The following is a 25,225-nucleotide window of genomic DNA, read 5'->3' as shown; positions in this document are numbered from 1 at the left end:
TCGCCTTTTGTAATCCCAAGTTCTTTGAGGTTAGATACAAGAGGTTTGGCGATGATGTAGTGATCTGTGGTGATAACATATTCCTCATTGGCATTGAGACAAATTGCTTGATTTGCTGGTAGTGTCCAAGGTGTTGTCGTCCAAATCACAGCTTTGGCATGCACAATGCCAAGCTTTTGGCATGAATCTTGCGTGAGTTCAAACCCTACAAAAATCGAATAATCCTCTTTGTTTTGATACTCAACTTCTGCTTCAGCAAGCGCACTTTTTGCTGCCCAACTCCAAAATACTGGCTTACTACGCTCGGTCAATAACCCCTTTTTTGCAATCTCACAGAGTGCGCGATAAATATCTGCCTCAAAGACAAAATCCATAGTTTTGTAAGGATGTGTAAAATCACCCAAAATACCCAAATCTTGAAATTCTTTGCTTTGAATCTCAATAAAATCTCGCGCCCATTCTCGGCATAACTCCCTAATTTGTGTTTTTGGCAGCGTGTCTTTTTTTTCTTTACCGATTTTCTCCTCTACTTTCTGCTCAATAGGTAACCCATGGCAGTCCCAACCCGGTGTATAGGCTATTTTTTGTCCTTGAAAATAGTGTAGTTTGATGACAATATCTTTGAGAATCTTATTAAGTGCGTGTCCGATGTGGATATGTCCATTTGCGTAGGGTGGTCCATCATGGAGCGTAAAGCTTTGTTTTGAAGTGGCGCGATCTCGCATACGCGTATATACGCCGTCTTCTCGCCATTTTTGATAGACATGTGGTTCATTTTGTGGGAGATTTCCACGCATAGGGAAATCCGTATTTGGTAGAATTAGTGTATCTTTATAATCCATACTTATACCTCGTGCGTTAGAATGCCACGCATTGTAACAAAACTTGTATTAAGAAGTTTATAATTTTTATGATTTGGGTGTATTTGACTTGGTATTCCTTTGACTTAAAATTTTCTTAGTCAAAACAGCAAAGTTTTTAAGCTTTTGCGTGTTAGAATCGTGCTCTATTTCGCTTGAAGGATGAGATAATGGATTCGTGTATAGCCCTTGTGTTTGAGACTTTTAAAACTTGTGGAATTGCCATTGATACGCTTTTGAAAAACCCATCAACACAATATCTAGCTTCACAAAATTCTAGTGGAGATACGCAACTTCAAGTCGATGTCCAAGCCGATAAGCTTATCGAAGATAAACTTTTAGCGCTTGAATGTGTCAAGGGTGTGTGTAGCGAAGAAAAACAAGAAGCCGTGCATAAGGCACAATCTAGTGGGCAATTACTCGTCGCATACGATCCGCTCGATGGATCTTCGCTAGTAGATAGCAACCTAAGTATAGGCACGATTTTTGGAATCTATGATGCTCACTTTGAGGCAAACAAGCTTCTTGCAAGTGGGTATATCGTGTATGGACCTAGGCTAGAGATTGTTTTGGCGCATACGCAAGTGGATCATTGGCGTTATTGCGATGGTGTGTGGCAGAATCTAGGAGTGCTACAATTAGGCAAGAAAGGCAAGATTAATGCACCAGGTGGCACACAACAATATTGGGCTACTTATCATAAAGCTTTGGTAGATTCTTTGTTTGCGCAGGGTTATAGATTGCGGTATTCTGGAGGTATGGTACCAGATTTACATCAGATTCTTATCAAGGGTGGCGGACTTTTTAGCTATCCAGCGACACAAGATGCACCAAATGGCAAACTCCGCAAGCTTTTTGAGGTTTTCCCATTGGCATTTGTGTATGAGCGTGCAGGTGGTGAGGCTATCGATGGTAAAAATCGTCTTTTGGAGCTTGGTGTGGAGTGTATCCACGATACGACACAATGCTTTTTTGGAAGTAGCGAGGAGATTATACAGGTTCTAGAAGTTTATAAACTTGCCAATGTGTAATGTGATATGAGAATATGAATACCAACAAAATGTATGTAAGGATATGCCATGGAAGAAGATATTTTTGTTAAAAACCTCCAAGACCAAAGTAAAAAACTTCAAGAATGTCAAGTTTCTCATGCCCTAAATTCATGTATGCCTTGTGCATTGTTTTTAGAGTGCGAGGTGCGAAAAGCCTATGTAAAGGTAGTGTATGAAAGTATGAATAAGGGACAAGAGGGAAATTTTGATTTTAACTAAAGGAATTGTATGAAAAAAAGCTATATTACTTCACCAATCTATTATGTCAATGATGTGCCACACATTGGACATGCATATACAACAATCGTTTGTGATATGTTAAAAAAATATCGCCAACTTCGAGGCGAAGAAGTATTTTTGCTCACTGGCACCGATGAACATGGACAAAAGATTGAGCAGTCCGCTAAAGCGCATAATCAAACCCCCCAAGCTTATGCAGATTCTATTAGCGCAAAGTTTCGAACACTTTGGGAGGAGTTTGACATTGATTTTGATTTGTTTATACGCACCACAGATTCTGCACATGCCAAAAGCGCACAAACTGCGTTTGAGAGGATGTATAAAAAAGGAGATATTTATAAGGGCATATATGAGGGGTGGTATTGTATCTCGTGTGAAAGCCATTTTACTAAGCACCAAGTAACCGATCAAAAATGCCCTGATTGTGGAAAGCCAACAACTATGATAAAAGAAGAAAGCTATTTTTTTGCCCTCTCCAAATATGAAAAAAAGCTTTTGGAATGGTATGAGCAATGCCCTGATGTCATCATGCCAAAGCACAAACGCAATGAAGTGATACGCTTTGTAGAATCTGGACTTGTAGATCTTTCTATCACACGCACAGGTTTTAGTTGGGGTGTGCCATTGCCTGAAGGCATAGATTCTGAAAATACCCATAAACATATTTTGTATGTGTGGCTTGATGCGCTCATAAGCTATATAAGTGGAATAGGCTATAAAGAGGCATTGCGTCTTGATTTGTGGCAAGATGCGACACATATTGTGGGTAAGGATATTTTGCGTTTTCACGCGGTGTATTGGCCCGCATTTTTGATGAGTCTTGAGTTGCCATTGCCACGCAAAATTTACGCACACGGCTGGTGGACTCGCGATGGTGTCAAGATGAGTAAAAGCATAGGAAATGTTGTAAATCCTAAAGAAGTCGCACAAAGTTACGGAATTGAAGCATTTCGATATTTCTTGTTGCGTGAAGTACCATTTGGGCAAGATGGAGATTTTAGTCAAAGAGCCTTGATTGAGCGTATTAATTCTGATTTGAGTAATGATATAGGCAATCTCCTAAACCGCCTCATAGGAATGGCACAAAAATATTTCAAACTTACGATCTCTAGTGCAGACATACAACGATTTTATCCCCAAGAGGTGGCAAAGATTGCTCCATTGCTCCAAAAGTTTCAAACTGCAATGAATGATATGCAACCACATATCGCTCTTGAGGAACTTTGGCAACTTTTGAGATTAGGTAATAGTGTGATTAGCACATATGAACCATGGAAAATGATGAAGCAAGATAAGAGTGAATCTACCCAAGCTTTACTGATGCTTATTAGTAATATTTTGCTAAAGGTCGCTTTGTGTTTGTATCCCATAATGCCAAAAACTGCCAAAAGCATAGCTTCTGTCTTGCAATGCACGATAGATTCACAAAATTTTGAGAATTATGTCGTGCAAAACGCATTTATAGAATCTAGCACGCTAAAACCTATCCCTCCGCTTTTTCCGCGTATAGAATCGCCACTGATGTCAGAGCCAAATCCTGCACAAATTTCCTCACTAAATAATTCCAAGGATTCATCTACTGCACCTAGCACACAAACTCTCCAAACTATAGCCATAGAGGATTTTCAAAAGCTTGATTTGCGTGTAGGTGTTGTGCTAGAGTGCCAAAGAGTGCCAAAGAGCGAAAAGCTTTTGCAATTTCTCATTGATTTGGGTGAATCTAAGCCACGACAGATTCTCTCTGGAATCGCTAAATATTACAATCCCGATGAGCTTGTAGGCAAACATGTATGTGTGGTTGCGAATCTCAAGCCTGTGAAACTTATGGAACTTCTTAGTGAGGGTATGATTTTGAGCGCACACGATGATGAAGGTTTAGCGCTTCTTAGTGTTGCAAAAAAGGCAGGAAGCAAGATTTCTTAATGAGAGTGTATGCCCAACTCCTCCAAAAACTTAGTCAAGATTCTATAAGCATAGAATCTCTTGATAGGTTTTTTCGCGATGTGAGCGGGAGTGGAGAATACCTAGATATTGCGACACAATTAGAGATTTTAAAACTTTATGATTTTCCTTTTAAGCAAAATGGAAATACAATCGAGCTTAGCACTGCGACTTTGGGCTTACAAGAGGCGGTATTTTGTTTTGTGGATATCGAAACAACTGGTGCAAAAATAGAAAAGCACGACATTATTGAAATTGGTGCTGTGAAATACCAAAATGACAAGGTGATTGATTGTTTTGAAAGTTTTGTGTTTGCTCCGCATGTGCCAGAGGAGATCACAAAACTTACAGGCATACACACAAAAGATCTCTCTAAAGCACCACAACCTCAAGAGATTCTCACACAATTTAGGGATTTTTTGCGTGATAGCGTCTTTGTTGCACATAATGTAAGCTTTGATTATAATTTTCTCAATCAAGCTTTTTTGCGCTATGAGATTGTGCCTATGCTGTTGCCAAAACTTTGCACTATCGATCTAGCGCGTAAAACAATCCTCTCTCCACGCTATGCCTTAAGATTTTTAAATATATTTTTAGGGATCAACACTCCCATCTCTCATCGTGCTTATGCAGACGCACTCACCGCACTTGAAGTATTTAAAATTGCAATGATGTATATACCAAATGAGATACAATCTATACAGAATCTATTGGATTTTAGCAAAAGGGGACGAAAACTATTATCTTAGGTAGGAATTTGCTTTCCTTAAGGGGGCTTGTATTACAATAAGGATATTAAAAAAGGGGTTTTATGGAAGCACCACTTAGTATATTTCAAATGCAACATGCATTTTTTCCATTTTTTGCTGTATGTCTTTTTGCTCTTATTCATCTATATATTTATAAGGCATTGTTTAAATCATTTGCAAGTAGCACGCTTTTTCGATGGTTTTGGCTTGTTGTGGTATGGTGTAATTTTATAGGCACTGCAGTATATTTTTCATTTCTTCACAAAGCCCCGCCAAACCAAAGCCTCTATCTCGTACTTTCGGTGTGTATGGGTGTAGCGCTAAGTTTTTTGGTTGTAACACTTTGGTATCAAGTTTGCTCTCTTGGTATCTTGTGGATAAAACATAAGCGCACACGCACACGCATAAGATTCCATATGAAACGTATTGCGGGTATTATGGGTGTTGTTATGATAGCGTATGGGATTTTTGTAGGCACACAAAAGCCTCAAGTTGTGTCCCTAACTCTTGAAATAGATGGTTTAAGCGCACCACTAGAGGTTGTGCAGCTTAGCGATATACATATCGGTGGTTTAATTGAATCTACGCGTGTGCGTGATATTGTAGATCGCACAAATGCACTCAACCCAGATGTGATATTTCTCACAGGAGATATTGTGGATTCTCCTTTAGAGATTGTGCGAGATGCTGTGTCAGAACTCTCTAAGCTCAAGGCAAAATATGGCGTGTATTATGTGTTGGGCAATCATGAATATTTTCATGACGCACACAATATTTTAGAATCTATGCATGCAATGGGTTTTAAGGTCTTGCTTAATGATATAGATGTGATCACACACGATCATACACCACTTATCATAGCAGGGATAGCTGATCTTGTGGGAGTGCGAGAGGCATTTTTGTATCATGATCTTAAACCGGATATGTACCAGACATTGCATAAGGCTAAGGAAGCAAATCTCACAGCTGCACCTATGATTTTGCTCTCTCATCAACCAAAGGTTATCTATGACTTAGAATCTATTTCTGCAACAAAGCCGGAGTTGGTGGATAATATTCGCCTTATTCTTAGTGGGCATACACATGGCGGACAAATATTTCCATTTTCTCTCCTTGTTTCACTCCAGCAACCCTATACCAAGGGATTAAAAAAACTGCCAGGCTTTGCGGAGTGCTATCTATACATTAATCAAGGCACGGGGTATTGGGGAGCACCTATGCGCGTGGGCAGTGTCAATGAAATCACGCACTTCACACTTTTACCTAAATCTATATCATAAGGAGTATATTATGTTGCGATTTTTATGTAAGGTTTTACAATCTAGGACGACGACATTTGAACAAGCTAAGGCAGAGGGAGAGATTATTCAAGACATAGAAGTATATCCTAGCAAAAATATCCTTATGTGTGGCAATGGAATCTATACATACAAAGATACATCCGAATTGGATGAGTTAGTAAATACTCTCGGGGGGGGGGGATTTACATCCTATAGATAATACCAAGTATTCTTCAAAGCAGTATGCTAATTTTCATTTTCGTGATATTTTTGGCAGTTATCATCGATTTTTTCGTCCATATACACGCACTTTAGCGCCTCTAAGGGTGAGGGTTTTTGCTGATGCGTATTGTTACTCGGATAGCTCTGAAATTCTTATTACAAAATCCAAAAAAACACTCATTTCACAAACTTCATATATTACTCATGAATTTGCTATGCCACATGAATTTGCCATACCACGAGGACTAAATGCACTACGTCGTGCATTGTTTGTGTTTAAACAAATATACAAGTGGTTGAAATTTTTTACTGCTAAAACTCATAATATACATGGCGCAGTTGCCATTATGCATCAAAGCTCTAATTATTACCATTATCTCGTGGAGAGTGTTTCAAGTATGCTTCAGATTTTAGAGAGTAAGGTAGAGATAGATTATTATATTCTTGATACTTCTACACCATTTGCAAAAGCAATGGCAGCACTTTTGCAAATTCCAACAGACAAAATTCTCTCTCCTAAACCACATCGACTTATACGTGCAGATCGCATAGTATTGCCTACGCTCACCGCTGATGTAGAGCTTTTGGAATATCGTGATCGCATATTGTGGAGTCATGCACTTTCACTACCACTTAATATTTTAGATTTTTATACACGCCTTGCTTGTGATACTACCTCATCCCATCCATCACGCAAGATTTTTCTTAAACGACCAGAAAATTCTAATCGTAACTTTGAAAATCCACAAGAAGTAGAGGTAATATTTGCAGAATATGGGTATGAGATCATTTTGCCAGATGGCTTGAGCCTTTTAGAGCAAATAGCACTTATGCAAGAAGCTAAAGTTATTGCGAGTATGCATGGAGCGGGATTGGCTAATGTGCTTTTTGCACCAAGCGATGCAGTGGTATTTGAGATTTTTCCTCAATATCATCATGATTTTGGACCTCAAATGTGTGTGTTATTAAAGCATCAAAAGTATTTGTATATGGTTGGTGAGACGCACGATACTTCAATGCACCATGGGCAAGAGAATGCTTATATAGAGCCACAAAAACTTCGCCAAGCCTTGAGCATTGTAGAGCAACATGTATGAATGATTTAAGTAAATAATGACTTCTAAGATTTTACACACATGTATGGTTCGAGTAAATCATACAATTTCGTATCAAAAAATAATTTATATTAACTAATGTAAATTATTTTTCTGATATAGTATCCACTCATAATAATTTTTTGTAAGGAGTGAGATATGGATAAAGGTTTTGTACAATTAACCACTACAACTGGTAGACCAGTGGGTGACAATCAGAATGTAACGAGTGTTGGTCCTCGAGGACCTTTGTTGTTACAGGATGTGTGGTTTTTAGAAAAACTTGCAGCGTTTGATAGAGAAAGAATCCCAGAAAGAGTTGTACATGCTCATGGTAGCGGAGCTCATGGTATTTTTGAAGCAACAGCAGATATTAGCAGATATACGAAAGCGAAAGTGTTTAAAAAAGGCACTAAGACACCTATGTTTATCCGATTTTCAACCGTGGCACCGGAGAAAGGTAGTGCTGATGCGGTTAGAGATCCTAGGGGTTTTGCGGTGAAATTTTACACAGAAGAAGGGAATTGGGATTTAGTAGGTAACAATACACCTATCTTTTTTATTAGAGATCCCTATAAGTTTCCTGATTTTATTCATAGCCAAAAGCGCCATCCTAAAACAGGTATGCAAAATACAGAAATGATGTGGGATTTTTGGAGTCAAACTCCCGAGTCATTACATCAAGTGACTTATCTTATGGGGGATAGAGGAATACCTGCTAGTTATCGACACATGAATGGTTATGGTAGCCATACCTTTAGTTTAATTAATGACAAAAATCAAAGATTTTGGGTGAAGTTCCATTTTCATACTTTGCAAGGTGTTAAAAACTTAACAAATGATGAGGCGGCTAAGGTGCGTGCTCAAAATATGGATTCTCATCAACAGGACCTATTTGAAGCTATTGAAAGAAAAGATTACCCTAAGTGGAGGCTCTCTATTCAGGTAATGCCAGAATCAGATGCAAAGAAGTATAAGTTTCATCCGTTTGATGTAACAAAAGTATGGAGTCATAGAGATTATCCATTGATTGAGGTGGGTATTATGACTTTGAATAAGAATCCACAAAATACTTTCGCTGAGGTTGAACAAGCTGCATTTAATCCCGCAGCTATTGTTCCTGGTATCGGACACAGTCCTGATAGACTTTTACAAGGTAGATTGTTTGCCTACGGCGACACTCATCGCTATCGTTTAGGTGTTAATCACCATCAGTTACCTATCAATGCTCCTAAAGTTCCTGTTCATAGCACCGTTCGTGATGGTTATATGACTAATGGGTATTATGGAAGCACTCGAAATTATAATCCTAGTCTCTTGTCAGGCTATCAAGACAACTGGAAACTAAAAGAGCCTCTTTTGGATCCTAAGGTTTTTGAAGAGGAAACAAAATTGGGGCAATGGGATTATCGAAAGGACGATGATGATTACTACACCCAAGCCGGAGATTTGTATCGTCTTATGTCCGCAGCCGAGAAAGAAAGGCTTTGTCAAACAATTGCGGGTACCATGATGGGTATCAATAAGAAGATCATTGATGTGCAATTACAGCACTTTACAAAAGCTGATCCAGCCTATGGTAGACGAGTGAGAGAACTTCTTAAGCTTACTAAATAAATTTTGATACCTGTGTAAGCAGGTATCCTATTAAAGGACATCTATGAATAAAACATCTGTTTCAAGAAGGAATTTTTTAAAGGGAGTTGGTGTAGGTGCGGGATTGGCCGTGATGAGTGGTTATTTTGTAGAGGCAAAACAAAATACACTAGCAACAAGAACTTTTAGTTTATCTTTTGAGCATAATATGCAATTTGATACAGCTAAGGTTATTAGCCTATGGTCCCCGTTAGCTATGCCTCATACCTTTCAGAATCCCTATAACCTTAATGTAACAGGAAATTTTAGTCGATATACTCTTGAACGTCACCAGCAAACACCTATGCTTCATGCAACTTGGGATGATGACAGTGCAGGACAAAAGAATTTAAAAATTAGCTTCGATCTTGCCACTTATTTGACTAAAAATACTCTTTCAGTGCCAGATTTTGACTATAGTGTTGCGAATGATAGATATATACGTACAGATGGTGTTATAGCTGATATAGCCCAGTCCTTGGTATCTCTTAAAGATACAGATTCTAATAAAGCACGTAAAATTTTTGAATGGGTGGTTAGTCACATCCCCTTTAATGATGCTGAAAGTGTAAAGGGTATTCGTAGTATTAGGCAGAACAACGGACAAGAGATTATGAGGGGTGAAGATATCAGCGCCTCTTCTGTTTTTGTAGCTATGTGTAGATCTGTTGGAATCCCTGCCACAGAGGCTTTTGGACTAAAACTTGATGCAAGTCGTTATGGAGAAAAAACACACCCTATAAGTACACCACAAACCTACACACGAAGTGCCGTGAAAATTGATAAAAATTGGGTGCCTAATGATGTTATTTTAGCTATCGATCTGTTTCATCAAAATCAACCCCTCAATCGAATTATGGAAGTAGCTTTCGATCAATGGGATAATAACTGGGCATTATTAAGTTTTTCACGTGATGTGACTTTAGACAACTCGAGGATTTTATTAAGCACCTTGCAAGAAGCCTATGGAGAAATTGATGGCACCAAGCTAAGTAGCTATGACATGTCTCACTTTCAAACAACAGAAGCGTTAGTTTAAACTTATACTAGGACTAATATCCTAGTATTCTTTCAAAGAATGTCGATGCTTAAAAATCAGTATATATCTAAGCTTTTAAGTATTAGAAAAGAAGAATTTAAGCTTTTAATTTATAGCACCCTATTTATTTTTCTAGTTTTTGCTAGTTATGCCATATTGCGTCCCATTAGAGACTCTTTGGGCTTAGAGGGGGGAGAAGATTCACTCAAATGGTTATTTTTGGGAACTTTGGTTGCTACCATTTTAAGTTCTGTTTTAGCCATGTTTTTAAGCGCTAAGATACCCAAAAAGTATTATTTAGTTGTTATCTATGGCTTTTTTATTATTCATTTAGTTTTGTTTTATGTTGCTTTGTTTTATATTTCTCCTCATACTCAAAGTTTTGTTTGGCTGTGTAGGATTTTTTATGTTTGGGTTTCTATTTTTAATATGTTTGTTATTTCAAGTGCTTGGAGCTTGCTAACTGATATTTTTACAAAAGATTCTAGTCATAGACTTTTTGGAATTATCTCTGCTGGTGCATCTTTAGGTAGTATCGGTGGAGCTTTTTTAGTGAGCGTAGGTATCAATTTTGTGGGTCAAAATCACTATATTTGTCTTTCTATTATCTTCTTATCTATAGTTTTGGGGCTAAAATCTTTACTCATCAAAGAAGCGAGGCATCTATTACCCCAAACTCAACAAGAGGATTTTGCTAAAAATTTTTCTAAGCCTGTTGGAGCTAAGAATCCTTTTGAGGCATTTGGGCTTATTGTAAAATCACCCTATCTTTTAGCCTTTGTGGCTTTTATCGTATTGTTAAGTAGTGTTAGTACTTTTTTATATATGGAACAAGCTAGAATTGTTAAAGAACTCTTTAGTACAAGAGAGGAAAGGATACAAGCGTTCGCTTATATTGACCTGATTGTACAAATTGCTAGTTTTATTATCCAAGTTTTTTTGACAGCGAAAATTACGCAATATTTTGGTATAAAATTTCTGCTTTCTGTCCTAGGATTTATCGTTAGCTTTGGTTTTATTTGGCTTATTTTTGTGCATCCTGCTTTTTTACCTTTGGTGATTGTTATGAGTATTAGACGTATTGGTGAATATGCTTTGGTGAAGCCAGGTAGAGAAATGCTTTTTGTACCTTTTGATTCTAACGTCAAATATAAGGTCAAAATTTTCCTCGATACGGTTGTGTATCGTGGTGGTGATGCACTTTCTGCACAATTAGAAGGGATTTTGACTCAAATAAGCGTACACATAAGCTTGTTGGCAGGGGCATTGTTTTCTTTTGTGTGGGGATTATTGGGCTTGTATTTGGGCAAGAGGAATAATTCCCTAGAGTTAAATTTGACACAAAAAACTATTCTTAAAGAATCCAAAGAAGTCTCAAAATGAAGTTACATTTCATCAATCTCTAATGTATATAAATGGAAAACCTTACAAGCTTTCATGTACTATATTAGCAAATTCAGCAAAGAGCTTACGTGCTTCTTTTGGTCCAGGACTTGCTTCTGGGTGGTGTTGGACAGAGAAAATAGGTTTATTGTGGTATCTAAGTCCCTCAATCGTTCCATCAAAAAGGTTTCTGTGTGTAACTTGCGCAATAGATTCTATAGAATCTGGGACAGAATAGTTGTGATTTTGTGCAGTGATTTCAACTTCTTGCGTGATGAGGTTTTTGACTGGGTGATTACCCCCATGGTGTCCAAACTTTAATTTAAACGTTTCAAAGCCATGCGCGATAGCTAAAAGCTGATGCCCTAGACAAATGCCAAAAATGGGAATATTTGCATTAGTAAGTTTTTGTATTTGTGCAATTTCATCTTTAAGCACAAGAGGATCTCCTGGTCCATTAGAGAGGAATACGCCACCTATTTCTTTACGCTTAAATCTCTCTAATACTTCATCGGCACTAAAAGTATAAGGTATCACTTCCACCTCTAGCCCTGCTGCGCTTAATTCATTAAGGATATTACGCTTTATACCAAAGTCTATGGCAAGGATTTTTTTATGCCATTGCGGTTTAGCATAACTCAAGCTTTCAAAGCTAAATACAGAATCTTGGTGTGTGTATGGCGTGGGTGTGGAAACTTGTTTGATGTAGTTAATGTCTTGAATATGTGGTGCAGAGGCTAGTTGTGTGGCTAAAGATTGTGCATCGTGGATATGTGTGCTAGCTACCATCATCATTGAACCTTGTTTGGTTAGCATTTTAATCAGTGCGCGTGTGTCAATACCACAGATTCCAATGATATTTTGAGCCTTGAGAAAATCTCCCAAAGACTGCGTAGCACGGAAGTTTGAGTAAAATTCATTATAATTTGCGACTATCACGCCTTTGCAAAATGTTTTGGTAGATTCCTCATCTTGAGGATTCACGCCCACTATGCCAATTTCTGGCATACTAAATGTGATAAACTGCCCTGCATAGCTTGGATCAGTGATAATTTCTTCATAGCCACTTAATGAGGTATTAAAGACTACTTCGCCTACTGCGCTACCCTCTGCACCAAAACTTTTGGCTTGCAAAAAGACGCCATTTTCAAAACATAAAGAGATTGGTTTAAGATCGTGATGCGGTGATGTATCGAGCATTAGGCAAGCCCTCTTTTGCGTAATTCTTCTTCATACAACTTAGCAAAGACAATCTCATATTCTTCACTTCCATATACAAGCTTCTTTTTGTATTTTTCAAGTTTTTTGAGGACTTCCTCTTCACTTTTTTCATAGATTTTGGAATATTCGTTGATAGATTTATGAATAATGTTTTTGATGATGATATCAGATACTTTAAATGTAATCACATCTTCTTTGAGAAGTTTTGTGAGAATGTGGTGTGAGAGATCGCTGCAACGTTCTTCCCATCTAAGAGAGAAGTTTTCATCTTGTGCGATTTGGCGTTTAAACATTCTAAACATATCGCCTTCATCCATTCGATACACTTCTATCTCATCTGTGTATTCTTCGAGTAACTCCCGCACTTTTTCATCGATAGCGCGTTCAGCTTGAATGTTTTCTTGCAAGACTTGTAGAGCAATTGCACTAAGCGATTCTAATGAGCCCTCGAGTGTTATAAAATTCGCATTCACCAAATCTAAACCGATTTTGTTTGCTATATATGGTGCGTGTTGGGCTTTTAATCGCATAGTGCTCTCCTTCATTCTTTCTCATAATTGTAGCGTGTATAAGGTAAAAAAGGCTTTAAGGTTCTTGGCGTTTTTCGTAAATATAAGGCACAGAATTTATACCTGCTGCACTTACACGCTCACTTAATGACATAATGTCGCTAAAATCATCATTTGCGTATTTTTTGGGTAATTCATATCCGTGTCTAAAGACTTCTTGAAGTAAGGCGACCTTTGCTTGTGTATTGGGCTGTTCTGCTAAGCGTTGGCGCAACATAGAGGATTTGAGTGCAGAATCTTTACCTAAGAATCCCACAAGCACAATATATACATTGCTTTCTTTGAGATATTTTTGGAGATTTTGGATTTCTTTTTGGCATGATGGGCAGTTTGGATCTGCTATTATGTAGGTAATTTTTGAGGATTGTTTAGTAGATTCTAGGGAAATCATCTCGTGGGGCTTAAGTGTTTGGAAAAGTTTTGCTATTTCTTTGTTATCGACTTTTTGGCTACTGCCTTGTGCTTGTTTGATAAAGTTTGCAACATCAGCAGAATCTGTGAGATCTTGAGAAAAAAAGACATTTGTTGCACCAAAGATCAAACTTGCATCGCTTGTCGCAAATAATGGGACTTTAAGGTCGCCTGTTTGCATGATAATAAGCTTTAGAGATTCAGAGCTTTTGAGGTTTTGCACACTTAGGACTTTGACATCTTGGGAGGTGCGTTGTTTAATAAGTGCGGTGAGCTTGTTTTCAAAGCTTGCACTTGTGGCTATGCTTAGGCATACAAAGAGTAAAAAAAAAGCTTTCATGATCTATCCTTGTTTAAAAAAAATTACCTTATAATTGTATTTGCTTTTTATAAATAATCACAAAAGGTTTGGCTTGAATCTCACACTAAGCGCGAATAGGCAGTATCCAAAAATGTTTAGTAAAACACATCGAGATTCTAACAGACATAATGCAGTGCTTTTGGGCATAGGTGGTAATCAGCCCCAAACCCTTAGAGCCTTTAGAGATCTTATAAGAGTGCTACATGCAAACCCCAATATCTCACATATAGAATCTAGCCCACTTTTACAAAATCCAGCCTTTGGGTTTATTCATCAACCATCGTTTATAAATGCCACGCTTTTTTTGCACGTAGCATATACTCTCACAGAATTGTATGCTCTAGTCTTTTACCTAGAAAGACGCTTTGGTCGCCCTAGAAAACGCGCATTTAAAAATGCACCAAGAATCATGGATATTGACATAATTTTTTTTAACACATTGATTTTAAAGCGAGGTTATCTTACAATCCCGCATCCACATTGGCAAAACCGAGAGAGTGTGTGTATACCGATGAGTTTTATGAAGTTTCACTAAAGGGGTGTTATGGCAAAAAAACTGCATACTTTTATGGGAGAAACTCCTGCAGAAGCGATGAAAAAGGCGCGAGATAGTTTTGGAGAAGATGCTCAAGTCGTCGAGACAAAAGAAGTGCGCAAAAAAACGTTCAATCAAGCAGGTTTGTATGAAATGACGGTGATGATTGATGAGGATATAACCACTCAAAACACAACAGATTCACAAAATATCGTGCAAAATAGTGTGCAACAAAGACTAGAGGAAATTGCGCAAAGACAACTTGCCAAAAAGCGTGAGGAAAAAGATAAGGGGCTTGATGAGGTGAGTTTGCAATTAAGTGATGCGGTGCGCGAGATTTCAGAGATTGCCAATGTCCCTACAAAGCTCCCAAGCACTCCACCACAGACACCCAAAAAAGTTGTTAGCAATCTTACAAATGCTAATCCTTATAAGGATGTCGCCCAAACACCCACATCAAAAGATGTAGATTCTAAAATTGAAGATATGCAACGCGTTCGCATTAATCAAGCCCAGCTTGAACGCAGTGAGCTTAAAGAGATTCGCCAAGAGCTTGATAAGATTAATGACAAGATGAAAATTATCCAAAATATGTTTTGGGAAGAGCGCGCACCAGAAGGGCTACAAATACCTCAAGAGTTTGCAGAGATTTATAGAATCGCTAAGGGTAGTGGCATGAATAAAGAGCATTTGGATATGATTATGCGCCTAAGTATTGAATTAATGCCTCTAAGAATGCGAGAGAATTCCACGACAATTAAGCGATATTTTCGTGAAGTATTGCGTAAGATGATTTATTGTCGTAGCGAGAATCTACAGGTAGGACAAAAACGCATTATGATGTTTGTTGGTCCTACAGGCGTGGGTAAAACTACGACATTAGCTAAACTTGCAGCGCGGTATTCCTTGATGATGGAAAAGCGACATAAGGTGGGCATTATCACACTTGATACATATCGACTCGCCGCAGTTGATCAGCTGATGGCATATGCGCGTATGATGCGCCTAAGTATTGACACGGTGGTAGAGCCAGATGAGTTTGGCAAAGCTATAGATTCACTAAGGCATTGTGATTATATTCTTATCGATACTGCCGGACATTCCCAACACGACAAGCAAAAGCTTGAAACGTTAAAAAACTATATCAACAATGACTATAAAATCGATGTCTCTCTTGTCCTTGCGCTTAATGCCAAATATGAGGATTTGCGTGATACATACAATGCATTTAGCGGAAGTTTAGAGCTTGATACTTTGATTTTTAGCAAACTTGATGAGAGTAGAAATTTTGGCAATATGTTTTCGCTTATTTATGAGACCAAAAAACCTGTAAGTTATCTCTCCATAGGGCAAAGTGTGCCAAATGATTTACTTGTGGCAACAAACGATTATCTTGTGGATTGTTTATTAGAGGGTTTTAGAAAACCTCAAGAAAAACAGAACTTTTAGGATTTGGTATGCCTACTCATCAAGCTAGCGCCCTCCAAGATCTTGTCCGATCGCATTCCAAGGTGCAATACAGCACGACACGCTTTATTGCAGTTACTAGTGGTAAGGGTGGTGTAGGAAAATCTAGCATAAGCGCCAATCTTGCATATGCATTATGGAAGAGTGGCAAAAAAGTTGCCATTTTTGATGCCGACATAGGCTTAGCAAATCTTGATTTGATCTTTGGAGTAAAAACACCCTACAATATCTTACATGCATTGCGTGGGGAAGTCTCATTTAATGAGGTGGTGCATACGATTGAAAATGGATTATATCTTATTCCCGGTGATAGTGGTGATGAAATTTTAAAATACATAAATACCGGTGTTTTAGAACGCTTTTTGGAAGAAAGTAATATCTTAGATTCTGTAGAATATATGATTATTGATACAGGTGCTGGGATAGGCGGTGTAACACAGCAATTTTTAGATGCTAGTGATATGCTAATTGTGGTAACTATGCGCGATCCCTCTGCTCTTACTGATGCATATGCCACTATCAAGCTTAATGCCAAAAGTAAAAATGACATCGCGCTTATTATCAATATGGCACAAAATGCTAAGGAAGCAAAGGTAGTGTATGAACGCATACGGAATGTGGCATTTGAAAAGATTCCCTCATTGCACTTGCATTATTTGGGGTTTTTGGCACAAAGCAATGTTATCTCTCAGGCCACACGAGCTAGGGAATTATTTTACAAAGCCCAACCTCTTTCGTCGGCGAAGATTCAACTTGATGAGATTCTAAAACAGATTTTTGCTTTAGAATCGAAACTCTTTTCTGTGGAACAAAATATGCTTTTACAATCTCAAAGCGCATTAGGCTCTTTTTTCAAAAGAATGTTGGGGTATTTGTAGGTAGGGAGTGATGAAGCCAGATAATTATATGAGTTTTGGCATTGTTTCGGGATTTTTCATAGGACTTGCTTTTTCTATTGTAAAGTTTGAAGATCCGTCATTTATAGTAATTTGGACAATCATCACTACCATTGGAATCTATCTCATCATTGCCGCATCTATCGCGTTGTATTTTTGGTTTTTGGATTTTAGTAGATCAAGTGTTAAAAAAGACAAGTTAGAACAAAACTTAGAATACTATCGCTTAGAGTTTGACAAAAGGGAACGCGAGGTGGCAAAGATTCGTGCGTTTTTGAAAAGTATAGAATCTGATCAAGAAGAAGAAGGTGCTAATGCCTAAAGAATATACATATAAGGACAAAAGGTAGCAAGTATGCCAAAGCAAACAAATGCCTATAATCAGAATCTCAAATATGCACAAGATGAACTTGCTACACAATATCTGCCGGCAGTTAAAGCTATGGCGTTTCGCCTAAAAGAGCGGTTGCCAAGCTCAATTGATGTAATGGATTTGGTATCCATAGGCGCAGAAGAGCTTGTGAAACTTGCTAGACGCTATGATAGCTCGATTAATGATTCGTTTTGGGGTTTTGCAAAAACGCGTGTCAATGGTGCTATGTTGGATTATTTGCGATCTCTTGATGTGTTGTCGCGATCCAATAGAAAACTTGTAAAAAGCATAGATCTTGAGGTTTCTAAATATTTTAATCAATATCAAGAAGAACCAAGCGATGAATATCTTGCTAAGGTGCTTAATGAAGAGGTAGCAAAAATCAAAGAAGCGCGTGTGGCGAGTGATATTTACGCACTTGTGCCAATTGATGAGCAATATAATGCTATTGTTGGGGATAATATTTTAGAGGATTTGCAACAAGAAGAACTTATCGAAATTATCTCTAAAATCTTGAGAGATTTAAGCCAAAGAGAACAAATGATTATCCAGCTGTATTATTTCGAAGAATTAAGCCTCAAGGAAATTAGTGAAGTTTTGGGTATTACAGAATCTCGCATTTCACAAATAGCAAAAGAAGTGATCAAAAAGATACGCCTTGCACTAGGAGAAACTAATGGCTGATATTCTAAGTCAAGAAGAGATAGACGCACTCTTAGAAGTTGTCGATGATGGTGGGGATGCCGAGAGTTTAGAAAAAGAGGATGTCCTCCACCAAAAGCAAGTAACACTTTATGACTTTAAGCGTCCAAATCGTGTTAGTAAGGAGCAGCTTAGAGCATTTAAGAGTATTCATGATAAAATGGCGCGGTCCCTTTCTTCACAGATTTCTGCTGTTATGCGATCGATTGTGGAGATTCAGCTCCATAGTGTGGATCAAATGACTTATGGGGAATTTTTGATGAGCTTGCCAAGCCCTACAAGCTTTAATGTTTTTTCTATGAAGCCTCTAGAGGGAAGTGGCGTGCTAGAGATAAATCCTAGTATCGCGTTTCCTATGATTGATAGGCTTTTGGGTGGCAAGGGTGATCCATACGAGAATGCGCGAGAATTTAGCGATATAGAGTTAAATTTGCTTGATACGATCTTGCGCCAAATGATGCAAAATCTCAAAGAGGCGTGGTCTTCGATTACTGATATTTTTCCAAGCATTGATGCTAAAGAATCTAGTCCAAATGTCGTGCAAATTGTGGCACAAAATGAGATTGTGATTATGGTAGTTATGGAGATTATCATCGGGCATTCTAGTGGTATGATGAATATTTGTTACCCTGTAATTGCTCTTGAAACAGTGCTTTCTCGCCTAGCGACAAGAGATTTAATGCTTAGCGATACAAGCTCTAAAAAATCTCGTAACAAAGAACTTCAAGCACTTGTCGCTGGGGCAAATGTTATTGTTTCGGCATTTATTGGCGAGACAGACTTGACATTGCGAGAAGTTTTGGATTTGCAGGTAGGGGATATTGTGCGCCTTGATTCTGTTGCAGATGATAAGGTGCGTGTGTGCATAGATGGGAGAGAAAAGTATATTGCTACCATAGGTCTGCAACGCTATCGCAAAACAATCTGTATTAAAGAAGTTATCAAAACAGAAAAAGATTATGTTAAAGAAGTGCTTGAAATGCTTGAAGCACAGCGTAAAAATAAAGTTATTGATCTTGAAGAAGAAGAAAGCGAATAGGAGATCGTATGAAGCAGTTTCTTGATTTAGTTATCACAGAGACAATCGCTACTATTGAAGGATTAATGGGGCGGAGTGCAAGTGTAGAGCACACAAGCGATAATAATGTAAGTCTTGATATGCTTCCTGCAAAATATGGCATAGCATATATTAAAGTCGGCGGTGATGGTAGTGGCGAGCTTGCAGTGGTGATTCCATCGGCTATGGGTAGCGTATTGGCTGATATGATGTTGGGAGGCGATGGCGAGAGCAAAGAGGATCTAAGTAGTGATGATCTTGATGCTATCAAAGAGATTGTCTCCAATGTTTTTGGTGCCATAGCTACGAATATAGGATCACAAAAAGATTTGCCAAAACTAAGTTTTACATGCACACAAATAGATTTTGTAGAGCAAAGCACTGATCTAAGTAGATTCCAAAAAGCATATATTTTTCATTTCACGCTAGATTCTTTAAATGCAGATTTTGTCCTACTCGCTTCAGAATCTTTTGTAGAGCTTTTTGAACCTAAATCCCAAGCTACAGAGGCACATACCCCAGAGGCACACGCACTTTCAGCCACTGAATTTAAAAATATCAATATGATTTTAGATGTGCGCCTTAATGTCAAGGTGCGCATTGGGCAAAAGAGAATGCTACTTAAAGATGTCATCTCTATGGATATAGGAAGTGTTATTGAGCTTAATCAACTTGCCAATGATCCGCTAGAGATTCTTGTTGATGATAAAGTCATAGCGCGTGGTGAAGTGGTGATCGTGGATGGAAACTTTGGGATTCAAATCACTGATATAGGATCTAGGCGTGAGCGTTTGGAGCAATTACGCGGATAAACAAAATTTGTGTGAAGCATAGCAACAAGATTAAAGCATATATTAGGAGAGTAGAAAGTGGAAAATCATGCAATACTTAAGGAAATAGAAGCTTTTAGAGATAATTTTAATTCTGTTGTGCTTGCTACGCTTTCACAAGATTCTATACCTTGTCTTAGTTATTCGCCTTTGTTGCGTTATAAGGGTGGCTATTATCTTTATATTAGCGAGGTAGCCAAACATTTTAAGAATCTCCAAATGCACCCAAAATCTGCCCAAGTAATGTTTATAGAAGATGAGAGTAAGGCAAATATACTTTTGGCACGCACGAGGCTAACATATGATGTGCATGTAGAGTTTTTGCCAAGAGATTCGTTTTTTGATGCGGTATATGATAGCTTTGAATCTCGTGTAGGGAAAGATGGTGGTGTTTGTGTAGTGCGTGGTATGCAAGATTTTCATCTTCTCAAGTTACATCTGCAAAAAGGACGTTTTGTTAAGGGATTTGGACAAGCTTATGATATAGATGAGTATGGAGAGATTGCACATATTGGTGCTAAAGGTGGCGTGCCACATAAAGCGCAGCATTGATCCCTATATTCCACAATTTAGCACAATCTAAGGATTGTCTTTATACCATATATTCAAAGTTTCCGTGTGAGACCAACAAGCTAGAATCTTCCTGTCTCTTTAACAAAGATCCTGCTGTATTTTAGAATAAAAGAATCCTATGCAACACAAACATTCTATTATTATGGGTGATATTCCGCTTGGTAAGCTCTTTTTCATGCGTTTAGAAAATGCCTTGCTTCTTATGGAAAGAGGCGATGTGATTGAGATTTTGAGTGATTATGGTAATTTATCAGCAGAGCTTGGGGCTTGGTGCAAATTTAAGGGTGAAGCATTTTGCAAAACACAAAGCCTTAGCATGGGCTTTGCATATTATCTCAAAAAATGTTCCAATACGAGTTTTTGTGATTTTTCACATAAAGATTGTAGCGAGGCATATGATCTAGCCCCCATTGCGCCTAGTGAGTTTGGCTTAAGTGCAAGAGGGAGTAAGCCACAAGTTGGGAGTCCAAACTATTATTTTTCTCTTAGCGCCAAAGAAGTTATTTGGAGTGAAAATATCACAAAAATTTATGAAGATTCTAAAAATGCGCAATGGAATGCCACACACGATATCTGCTGGAGCGAGATTCCACGTTTTTCACCGATTATGGAAACTAGTATTGCCCAAATTATGACATATTTGGTTGAAAATGAACTCTCTGCATTGTATGTGCCTTCAAAATTTTTGCCACAAATTTCTCCTTATTTTCACGAAGTGCCTTTGTTGCTTTCTAGTATTATTGGTGATGAAGCAAGGCATATAGAGACTTTTATCAAGCGTGCAAAAGCCACAGGACTTGGATTGCAATACTCTACCCTAGCCACACAACAAAGCTTATATACTCTTTTTAGAGAACGTGATTATTTTGCATCGAGTTTTTTATTGCATACTATGGGTGAAGGGACTTTTATTGATTTGCTTAGATTCTTAGAAGACTTTGCACAAGATGAACCTACTAAAAAACTCCTTTCCTTAGCGTGCAAAGATGAAAAAAGGCATGTCGCCTATGGGATTAATAATGTCAAAAATGCCCTCACACACAACCCTGCTAAAATTAGCTTTTTAAAAGATATTGTGTTTAAACGCAAACACTATCTTGATGAATTTAGCACCGAATCTACGCTACTTTTAGAATCGTTGGCTATTTTTGCTGGCGGGGGTGATGAGGTGAGCAAAATCAAACAAGGCTTTGAGGCGGTAGAAGATCTCAAACAAAAAATGGAATCTAATCGCACCAAAAGACTTATAGAATGTGGCATAGATGAAGAATTGGCAAGAGATTTGAGCAGGGCACACACGCCAAATTTTATGTAGGTTATTTTTTGGAAGTTTTGCTTGGCTATATGTGGGTAAGATTTTCAAAAGGTAGCTTCATGATACCTAGAAATCCGTGTGATTTACAAAAGATTTTATATTTAAGGAGCTAAGAATGCTACAACTAGATACTATTGTGACTTCATGTCAAGATTTTGGGGAAAAACATATCGCCCCTTATATCAAGAGAACCGATGAAGAAGGAAGATTCCCACAAGAGAGCTTTGATGCGTTGAAAAAAGAGGGTTTTACTGCTTTGCTTGTGCCAAAAGAATACGGAGGCTTAGGTGGAGGTGCAAAAGAGCATGTGCAAGTTTGCTATGGACTTGGGCGTTTTTGCGCGACAACAGCGCTTTGTTATATGATGCATAATACCGCTGTGTATGCAGTGAGTATGTTTGGGAGCAAAGAGCTAAAAGCGGATATTTTACCAAGAGTAGCAAAGGGTGAGTTACTTTTTGCTCTTGCTTATAGCGAGAGTGGGTCTGGGACACATTTTGACGCACCTGATATTATAGAAAAGCAAGATGGGGATTTTAGAATCCTAAATGGTCGCAAAAGTTTTGTAACATCAGCAGAATATGCAGATTTTTATCTTACATATACAAATTCGTGTAGTAAACAAGGCACATACAATTCTTGGCTTGTGGATTCTAGACTTTCTGGAGTTGTCGCAGAGCAAGGCACTTGGAATGGACTTGGTATGCGTGGCAATAATTCTAAACCAATACAATACAATGATGTGCGCGTGTCACAGAAGTTTTTGCTAGGAAATGATGGCGATGGAGAGACACATTCTGGAGCTTTGATTATGTATTTTATTACTGGACTTAGTGCAGTGTATAGTGGTTTGGGTGATGCGATTTATCGTTGTATTTTGGGACATACTAAGGAGAGAAAATATACAACTGGCAGTAGCTTAAGTGATATTGAGTTAGTTAAGATTCATTTGGCTGATATTTATACGAAAGTCCAAGGTGGTATAAGCTTGACAATGGAGGCGGCAAGAAGTTTTGACGCTAAAGAAAGTGATTTTGCACCCAAAGTGTTTGCATGTCGCATACATGTTATCCATAATGTGATGGATATCGCTTCGCTTGCTATGCGACTTGGTGGAGGAAAGGCTTATAGCAAACATTTACCCCTTGAGCGATATTTCCGCGATGCATTTGCTTCACAAGTTATGGCGCCAAGCCTTGATGTATTAAAAATCTGGCTAGGTTCAGCGATTACAGCATAAGGAGAGAATATGAAAACATTACTTTTAGGAGCAGTGGCTTATGATCCAAAGGTTGTGCCAATCTGGGATATTATTAGAGATTATGCTAATACATTTGGTTGCAAACTAGATTATGTGCTTTTTAGCAATTATGAGCGACAAGTAGATTCTTTGCTTAAGGGGCATATTGATATAGCTTGGAATACCAATGTCGCGTGGATTCGCACCCTTTATGCAACCAAGAATACAGCAGAGGCCTTGATAATGCGTGATAGCGACATTGACTTCAGGACACATTTTGTCAGTCGTAAAAATGATTCTATCCGCACTCTAAGCGATCTAAAGGGCAAGGTCTTTGGTGTAGGGAGCTTGGATTCTGCACAAGCTACGATTATGAGTATTTATCACTTGCAACAAGATTCTGGCTTAGGGATTGAAATTTTTGAATCTTATGCAGAATTTACAAGACAAGGGCGTAAAAATGCAGATTCTATAGCACTTATTCGCTACAACAGCGATCTTGGCAAACATGGAGACACAGGAACAAGCGAATTTGATGTGTTAGAGGCAATCAAAAAAGGTGATCTTGATGCAGGAAGTATAGGATCAAGCACTTGGATTAGAATCTTAACACAGGGCGAATACCCAACAATAGAGAGTTTTTGGGCTTCATCTGGATATTGTCATTGTAATTTTAGTGTGCTACCTAGCTTGGATTGTGAATCTAAGGAGCAATTTTCTGCTATGCTTCTTAGCCAAAATAACAAAAAATCTGATCCTCTCATCACAAAAATGATGCAAATGGAGGGCTTAAATGCGTGGGTGAAAGTGGGCAAACAAGAACTTGCTGGATACAACGCAATTTATGAGGCTATGAAAGAGCAAAACTTACTAACAAACAATCTATAAGAATAGGGCATTTAGCATTCTCTTGCGTTATGATACACGCATTTTTATAAGGAGAATGCGATACGAAGTGAAACAAGGCTATCAAAGCGCTCTGGATAGGAATTTATTGCGTGCAACAGGACTTGTTTCAAGTCCTTTATTGGCGTGGTAAAAGCTACATTGACATTTATATCAAACTAGAAATTAATCCCACCCCTTAGCATCACCTCAAATTGATTGTATGCACTTGTTTTTTCATCACTAAAACTTGTTCTAAAAAATACATTTGCTTTTTTAACCTCTAGTGCAATACCTGCATACAAACCTTGCTTTTCACCGCTACTTGAACTGGTAAATTTTTGATCGCTTGCTTCTATAAAACTCAAGCTTTGATTAATCCTAATATCACTAAACCTCATCCAATAAAATGCAAAAAGAGTAGTGCTTAATTGCCAGTTGTTAGAAAATTCTAATCTATGATTAAAGTTTGTTCCTAGCCAACCACGAGCATAGCCTATTGTATTTGAATCATAGCTTTTTGCCAATGCACCACTTTCTTTAAAGCTATCTTGATAAATCACACTATAATCAATCATTACAATAGGAATTAATCTGTAGTCTCTTGTAAGCGCGAAACTTTTATAAGCACCTACTTGAAAGTTCGCAAAGTAATGCTTATAATTTGCGTTCGTGTCGCTCCCAAAAGTATATAAGATTCTGTTATTAGAATCATTAAAACTCATTCCAAGACTCGCTGAAGCCAATAATCCAAATACATTAAGATCATGATTATAGCTAACCCCAAGAGAGAACATATTTGAGTTGATTTGACTATTGTGTTTTGTGGTTTTGGCAGTAGCTAACCCTACAAAACCACCAAGTAAAGCATTATCGCTAATCTTCCTTTTACCTTGAACATCAAGCATATACATGTTTTGTTTATAATCATTATGATTTGTATTGCGGTAAGCCATTCCACCGCTTGTTTGGGTTTTTATATAAATATCATCTATCTTGCCTAGATATTGATCACCAATGGCTGCTGTTGGAGCAAATATTGCGCTTGCTGTATTGAAACCACCCACACCACTAAAAGGATCAAGTGAAAACAAGATATTTTTAAGACCAAGACTTTTTTGTAAAGTATCAATCGTATCAACATTTGAGCCACTCGGGCTATCTTTGATACTATTTAGGGCATCATTAAAATCTTGTGGATTTAGTATTTCAAGCTGGACTATAACTGATTTACTATCACCTGAAAGATGTGAGGCTGACATTACATTTTGTAATGCTTTTGTTATATCAGCATT

26 protein-coding genes are annotated in these 25,225 nt (G+C 38.0%); 21 read left to right on the top strand and 5 right to left on the bottom strand.

Annotated elements, in window-relative coordinates:
• The coding region (locus tag C6H22_RS04680) for a class I tRNA ligase family protein (RefSeq protein WP_158654620.1) at positions 1-842 on the bottom strand (842 nt) is incomplete at its 3' end.
• Positions 843-1,030: 188 nt separating this feature from the next.
• Between C6H22_RS04680 and C6H22_RS04675 the strand changes: the two genes are divergently transcribed.
• From C6H22_RS04675 to C6H22_RS04630, 10 genes are all read left to right on the top strand, one after another.
• Positions 1,031-1,891, top strand: coding sequence for a class 1 fructose-bisphosphatase (locus C6H22_RS04675; protein ID WP_104694180.1), 861 nt, complete (start codon positions 1,031-1,033; stop codon positions 1,889-1,891).
• Between the two features lie 48 nt (positions 1,892-1,939).
• On the top strand, positions 1,940-2,131 hold the full coding sequence (locus C6H22_RS04670; protein WP_104694179.1) for a hypothetical protein: 192 nt from the start codon (positions 1,940-1,942) through the stop codon (positions 2,129-2,131).
• Between the two features lie 9 nt (positions 2,132-2,140).
• A complete protein-coding gene (gene metG, locus C6H22_RS04665; RefSeq protein WP_104694178.1) occupies positions 2,141-4,075 on the top strand; it encodes a methionine--tRNA ligase in 1,935 nt (644 codons plus the stop codon).
• Positions 4,075-4,842, top strand: coding sequence for a 3'-5' exonuclease (locus C6H22_RS04660; RefSeq protein ID WP_104694177.1), 768 nt, complete (start codon positions 4,075-4,077; stop codon positions 4,840-4,842). Before metG ends, C6H22_RS04660 begins: the two co-directional genes overlap by 1 nt.
• A gap of 62 nt (positions 4,843-4,904) precedes the next feature.
• The gene (locus tag C6H22_RS04655) at positions 4,905-6,122 is read left to right on the top strand and encodes a metallophosphoesterase (protein ID WP_104694176.1); all 1,218 of its coding nucleotides are present in this window, start codon (positions 4,905-4,907) and stop codon (positions 6,120-6,122) included.
• Positions 6,123-6,132: 10 nt separating this feature from the next.
• Positions 6,133-6,342, top strand: a complete 210-nt coding sequence (locus C6H22_RS04650; RefSeq protein WP_104694175.1) for a hypothetical protein — start codon at positions 6,133-6,135, stop codon at positions 6,340-6,342.
• A gap of 106 nt (positions 6,343-6,448) precedes the next feature.
• Entirely contained in the window at positions 6,449-7,441 is a 993-nt protein-coding gene (locus tag C6H22_RS04645) for a glycosyltransferase family 61 protein (RefSeq protein WP_104694174.1), read from the top strand.
• A gap of 156 nt (positions 7,442-7,597) precedes the next feature.
• Positions 7,598-9,055, top strand: a complete 1,458-nt coding sequence (locus C6H22_RS04640) for a catalase (protein ID WP_104694173.1) — start codon at positions 7,598-7,600, stop codon at positions 9,053-9,055.
• A gap of 43 nt (positions 9,056-9,098) precedes the next feature.
• Positions 9,099-10,112, top strand: a complete 1,014-nt coding sequence (locus C6H22_RS04635; protein ID WP_104694172.1) for a transglutaminase domain-containing protein — start codon at positions 9,099-9,101, stop codon at positions 10,110-10,112.
• Between the two features lie 45 nt (positions 10,113-10,157).
• The gene (locus C6H22_RS04630; RefSeq protein ID WP_233707044.1) at positions 10,158-11,495 is read left to right on the top strand and encodes an NTP/NDP exchange transporter; all 1,338 of its coding nucleotides are present in this window, start codon (positions 10,158-10,160) and stop codon (positions 11,493-11,495) included.
• 42 nt (positions 11,496-11,537) lie between these two features.
• On the opposite strand, the gene carA is transcribed toward C6H22_RS04630, so the two are convergent.
• The 3 genes from carA to C6H22_RS04615 are packed head-to-tail and all read right to left on the bottom strand — an operon-like array spanning position 11,538 to position 14,036.
• Positions 11,538-12,695 carry a glutamine-hydrolyzing carbamoyl-phosphate synthase small subunit gene (carA, locus tag C6H22_RS04625; RefSeq protein WP_104694170.1) on the bottom strand — a complete coding sequence of 386 codons (1,158 nt, stop codon included), beginning with the start codon at positions 12,693-12,695 and terminating at the stop codon, positions 11,538-11,540.
• Positions 12,695-13,246, bottom strand: coding sequence for a DUF507 family protein (locus C6H22_RS04620; RefSeq protein WP_104694169.1), 552 nt, complete (start codon positions 13,244-13,246; stop codon positions 12,695-12,697). Before C6H22_RS04620 ends, carA begins: the two co-directional genes overlap by 1 nt.
• 55 nt (positions 13,247-13,301) lie before the next feature.
• Positions 13,302-14,036: a protein-disulfide isomerase gene (locus tag C6H22_RS04615; RefSeq protein WP_104694168.1), complete on the bottom strand. Its 735-nt coding sequence runs from the start codon at positions 14,034-14,036 to the stop codon at positions 13,302-13,304.
• Positions 14,037-14,109: 73 nt separating this feature from the next.
• On the opposite strand from C6H22_RS04615, the gene folK reads away from it, so the two are divergent.
• From folK to C6H22_RS04560, 11 genes are all read left to right on the top strand, one after another.
• Positions 14,110-14,592 carry a 2-amino-4-hydroxy-6-hydroxymethyldihydropteridine diphosphokinase gene (gene folK, locus C6H22_RS04610; protein WP_104694167.1) on the top strand — a complete coding sequence of 161 codons (483 nt, stop codon included), beginning with the start codon at positions 14,110-14,112 and terminating at the stop codon, positions 14,590-14,592.
• Between the two features lie 9 nt (positions 14,593-14,601).
• Entirely contained in the window at positions 14,602-16,041 is a 1,440-nt protein-coding gene (flhF, locus tag C6H22_RS04605) for a flagellar biosynthesis protein FlhF (RefSeq protein WP_104694166.1), read from the top strand.
• A gap of 8 nt (positions 16,042-16,049) precedes the next feature.
• Positions 16,050-16,937, top strand: a complete 888-nt coding sequence (locus tag C6H22_RS04600; RefSeq protein WP_104694165.1) for a P-loop NTPase — start codon at positions 16,050-16,052, stop codon at positions 16,935-16,937.
• Positions 16,938-16,947: 10 nt separating this feature from the next.
• On the top strand, positions 16,948-17,277 hold the full coding sequence (locus C6H22_RS04595; protein ID WP_104694164.1) for a hypothetical protein: 330 nt from the start codon (positions 16,948-16,950) through the stop codon (positions 17,275-17,277).
• Positions 17,278-17,310: 33 nt separating this feature from the next.
• A complete protein-coding gene (locus C6H22_RS04590) occupies positions 17,311-18,012 on the top strand; it encodes an RNA polymerase sigma factor FliA (protein ID WP_095627190.1) in 702 nt (233 codons plus the stop codon).
• A complete protein-coding gene (fliM, locus tag C6H22_RS04585) occupies positions 18,005-19,069 on the top strand; it encodes a flagellar motor switch protein FliM (RefSeq protein ID WP_104694163.1) in 1,065 nt (354 codons plus the stop codon). Before C6H22_RS04590 ends, fliM begins: the two co-directional genes overlap by 8 nt.
• Before the next feature lie 8 nt (positions 19,070-19,077).
• Positions 19,078-19,899: a flagellar motor switch protein FliY gene (gene fliY / locus C6H22_RS04580; protein ID WP_104694162.1), complete on the top strand. Its 822-nt coding sequence runs from the start codon at positions 19,078-19,080 to the stop codon at positions 19,897-19,899.
• Between the two features lie 57 nt (positions 19,900-19,956).
• Entirely contained in the window at positions 19,957-20,469 is a 513-nt protein-coding gene (locus tag C6H22_RS04575; RefSeq protein ID WP_104694161.1) for a pyridoxamine 5'-phosphate oxidase family protein, read from the top strand.
• Between the two features lie 139 nt (positions 20,470-20,608).
• Positions 20,609-21,805, top strand: coding sequence for a ferritin-like domain-containing protein (locus tag C6H22_RS04570; RefSeq protein ID WP_104694160.1), 1,197 nt, complete (start codon positions 20,609-20,611; stop codon positions 21,803-21,805).
• A gap of 115 nt (positions 21,806-21,920) precedes the next feature.
• Entirely contained in the window at positions 21,921-23,045 is a 1,125-nt protein-coding gene (locus C6H22_RS04565) for an acyl-CoA dehydrogenase family protein (protein WP_104694159.1), read from the top strand.
• Between the two features lie 9 nt (positions 23,046-23,054).
• Positions 23,055-23,933, top strand: coding sequence for a phosphate/phosphite/phosphonate ABC transporter substrate-binding protein (locus C6H22_RS04560; protein WP_104694158.1), 879 nt, complete (start codon positions 23,055-23,057; stop codon positions 23,931-23,933).
• A 176-nt stretch (positions 23,934-24,109) separates the two neighbouring features.
• Here the strand turns inward: C6H22_RS04560 and C6H22_RS04555 are convergent.
• On the bottom strand, positions 24,110-25,225 hold a 1,116-nt coding region (locus tag C6H22_RS04555), incomplete at its 5' end, for an autotransporter outer membrane beta-barrel domain-containing protein (RefSeq protein WP_158654619.1).

The sequence above is a fragment of the Helicobacter equorum genome (genome assembly GCF_900198655.1).
Lineage (GTDB): Bacteria > Campylobacterota > Campylobacteria > Campylobacterales > Helicobacteraceae > Helicobacter_F > Helicobacter_F equorum.
The sequence above is the reverse complement of the archived record's forward strand: the minus strand, read 5'-3'. Positions and strand labels throughout refer to the sequence as shown.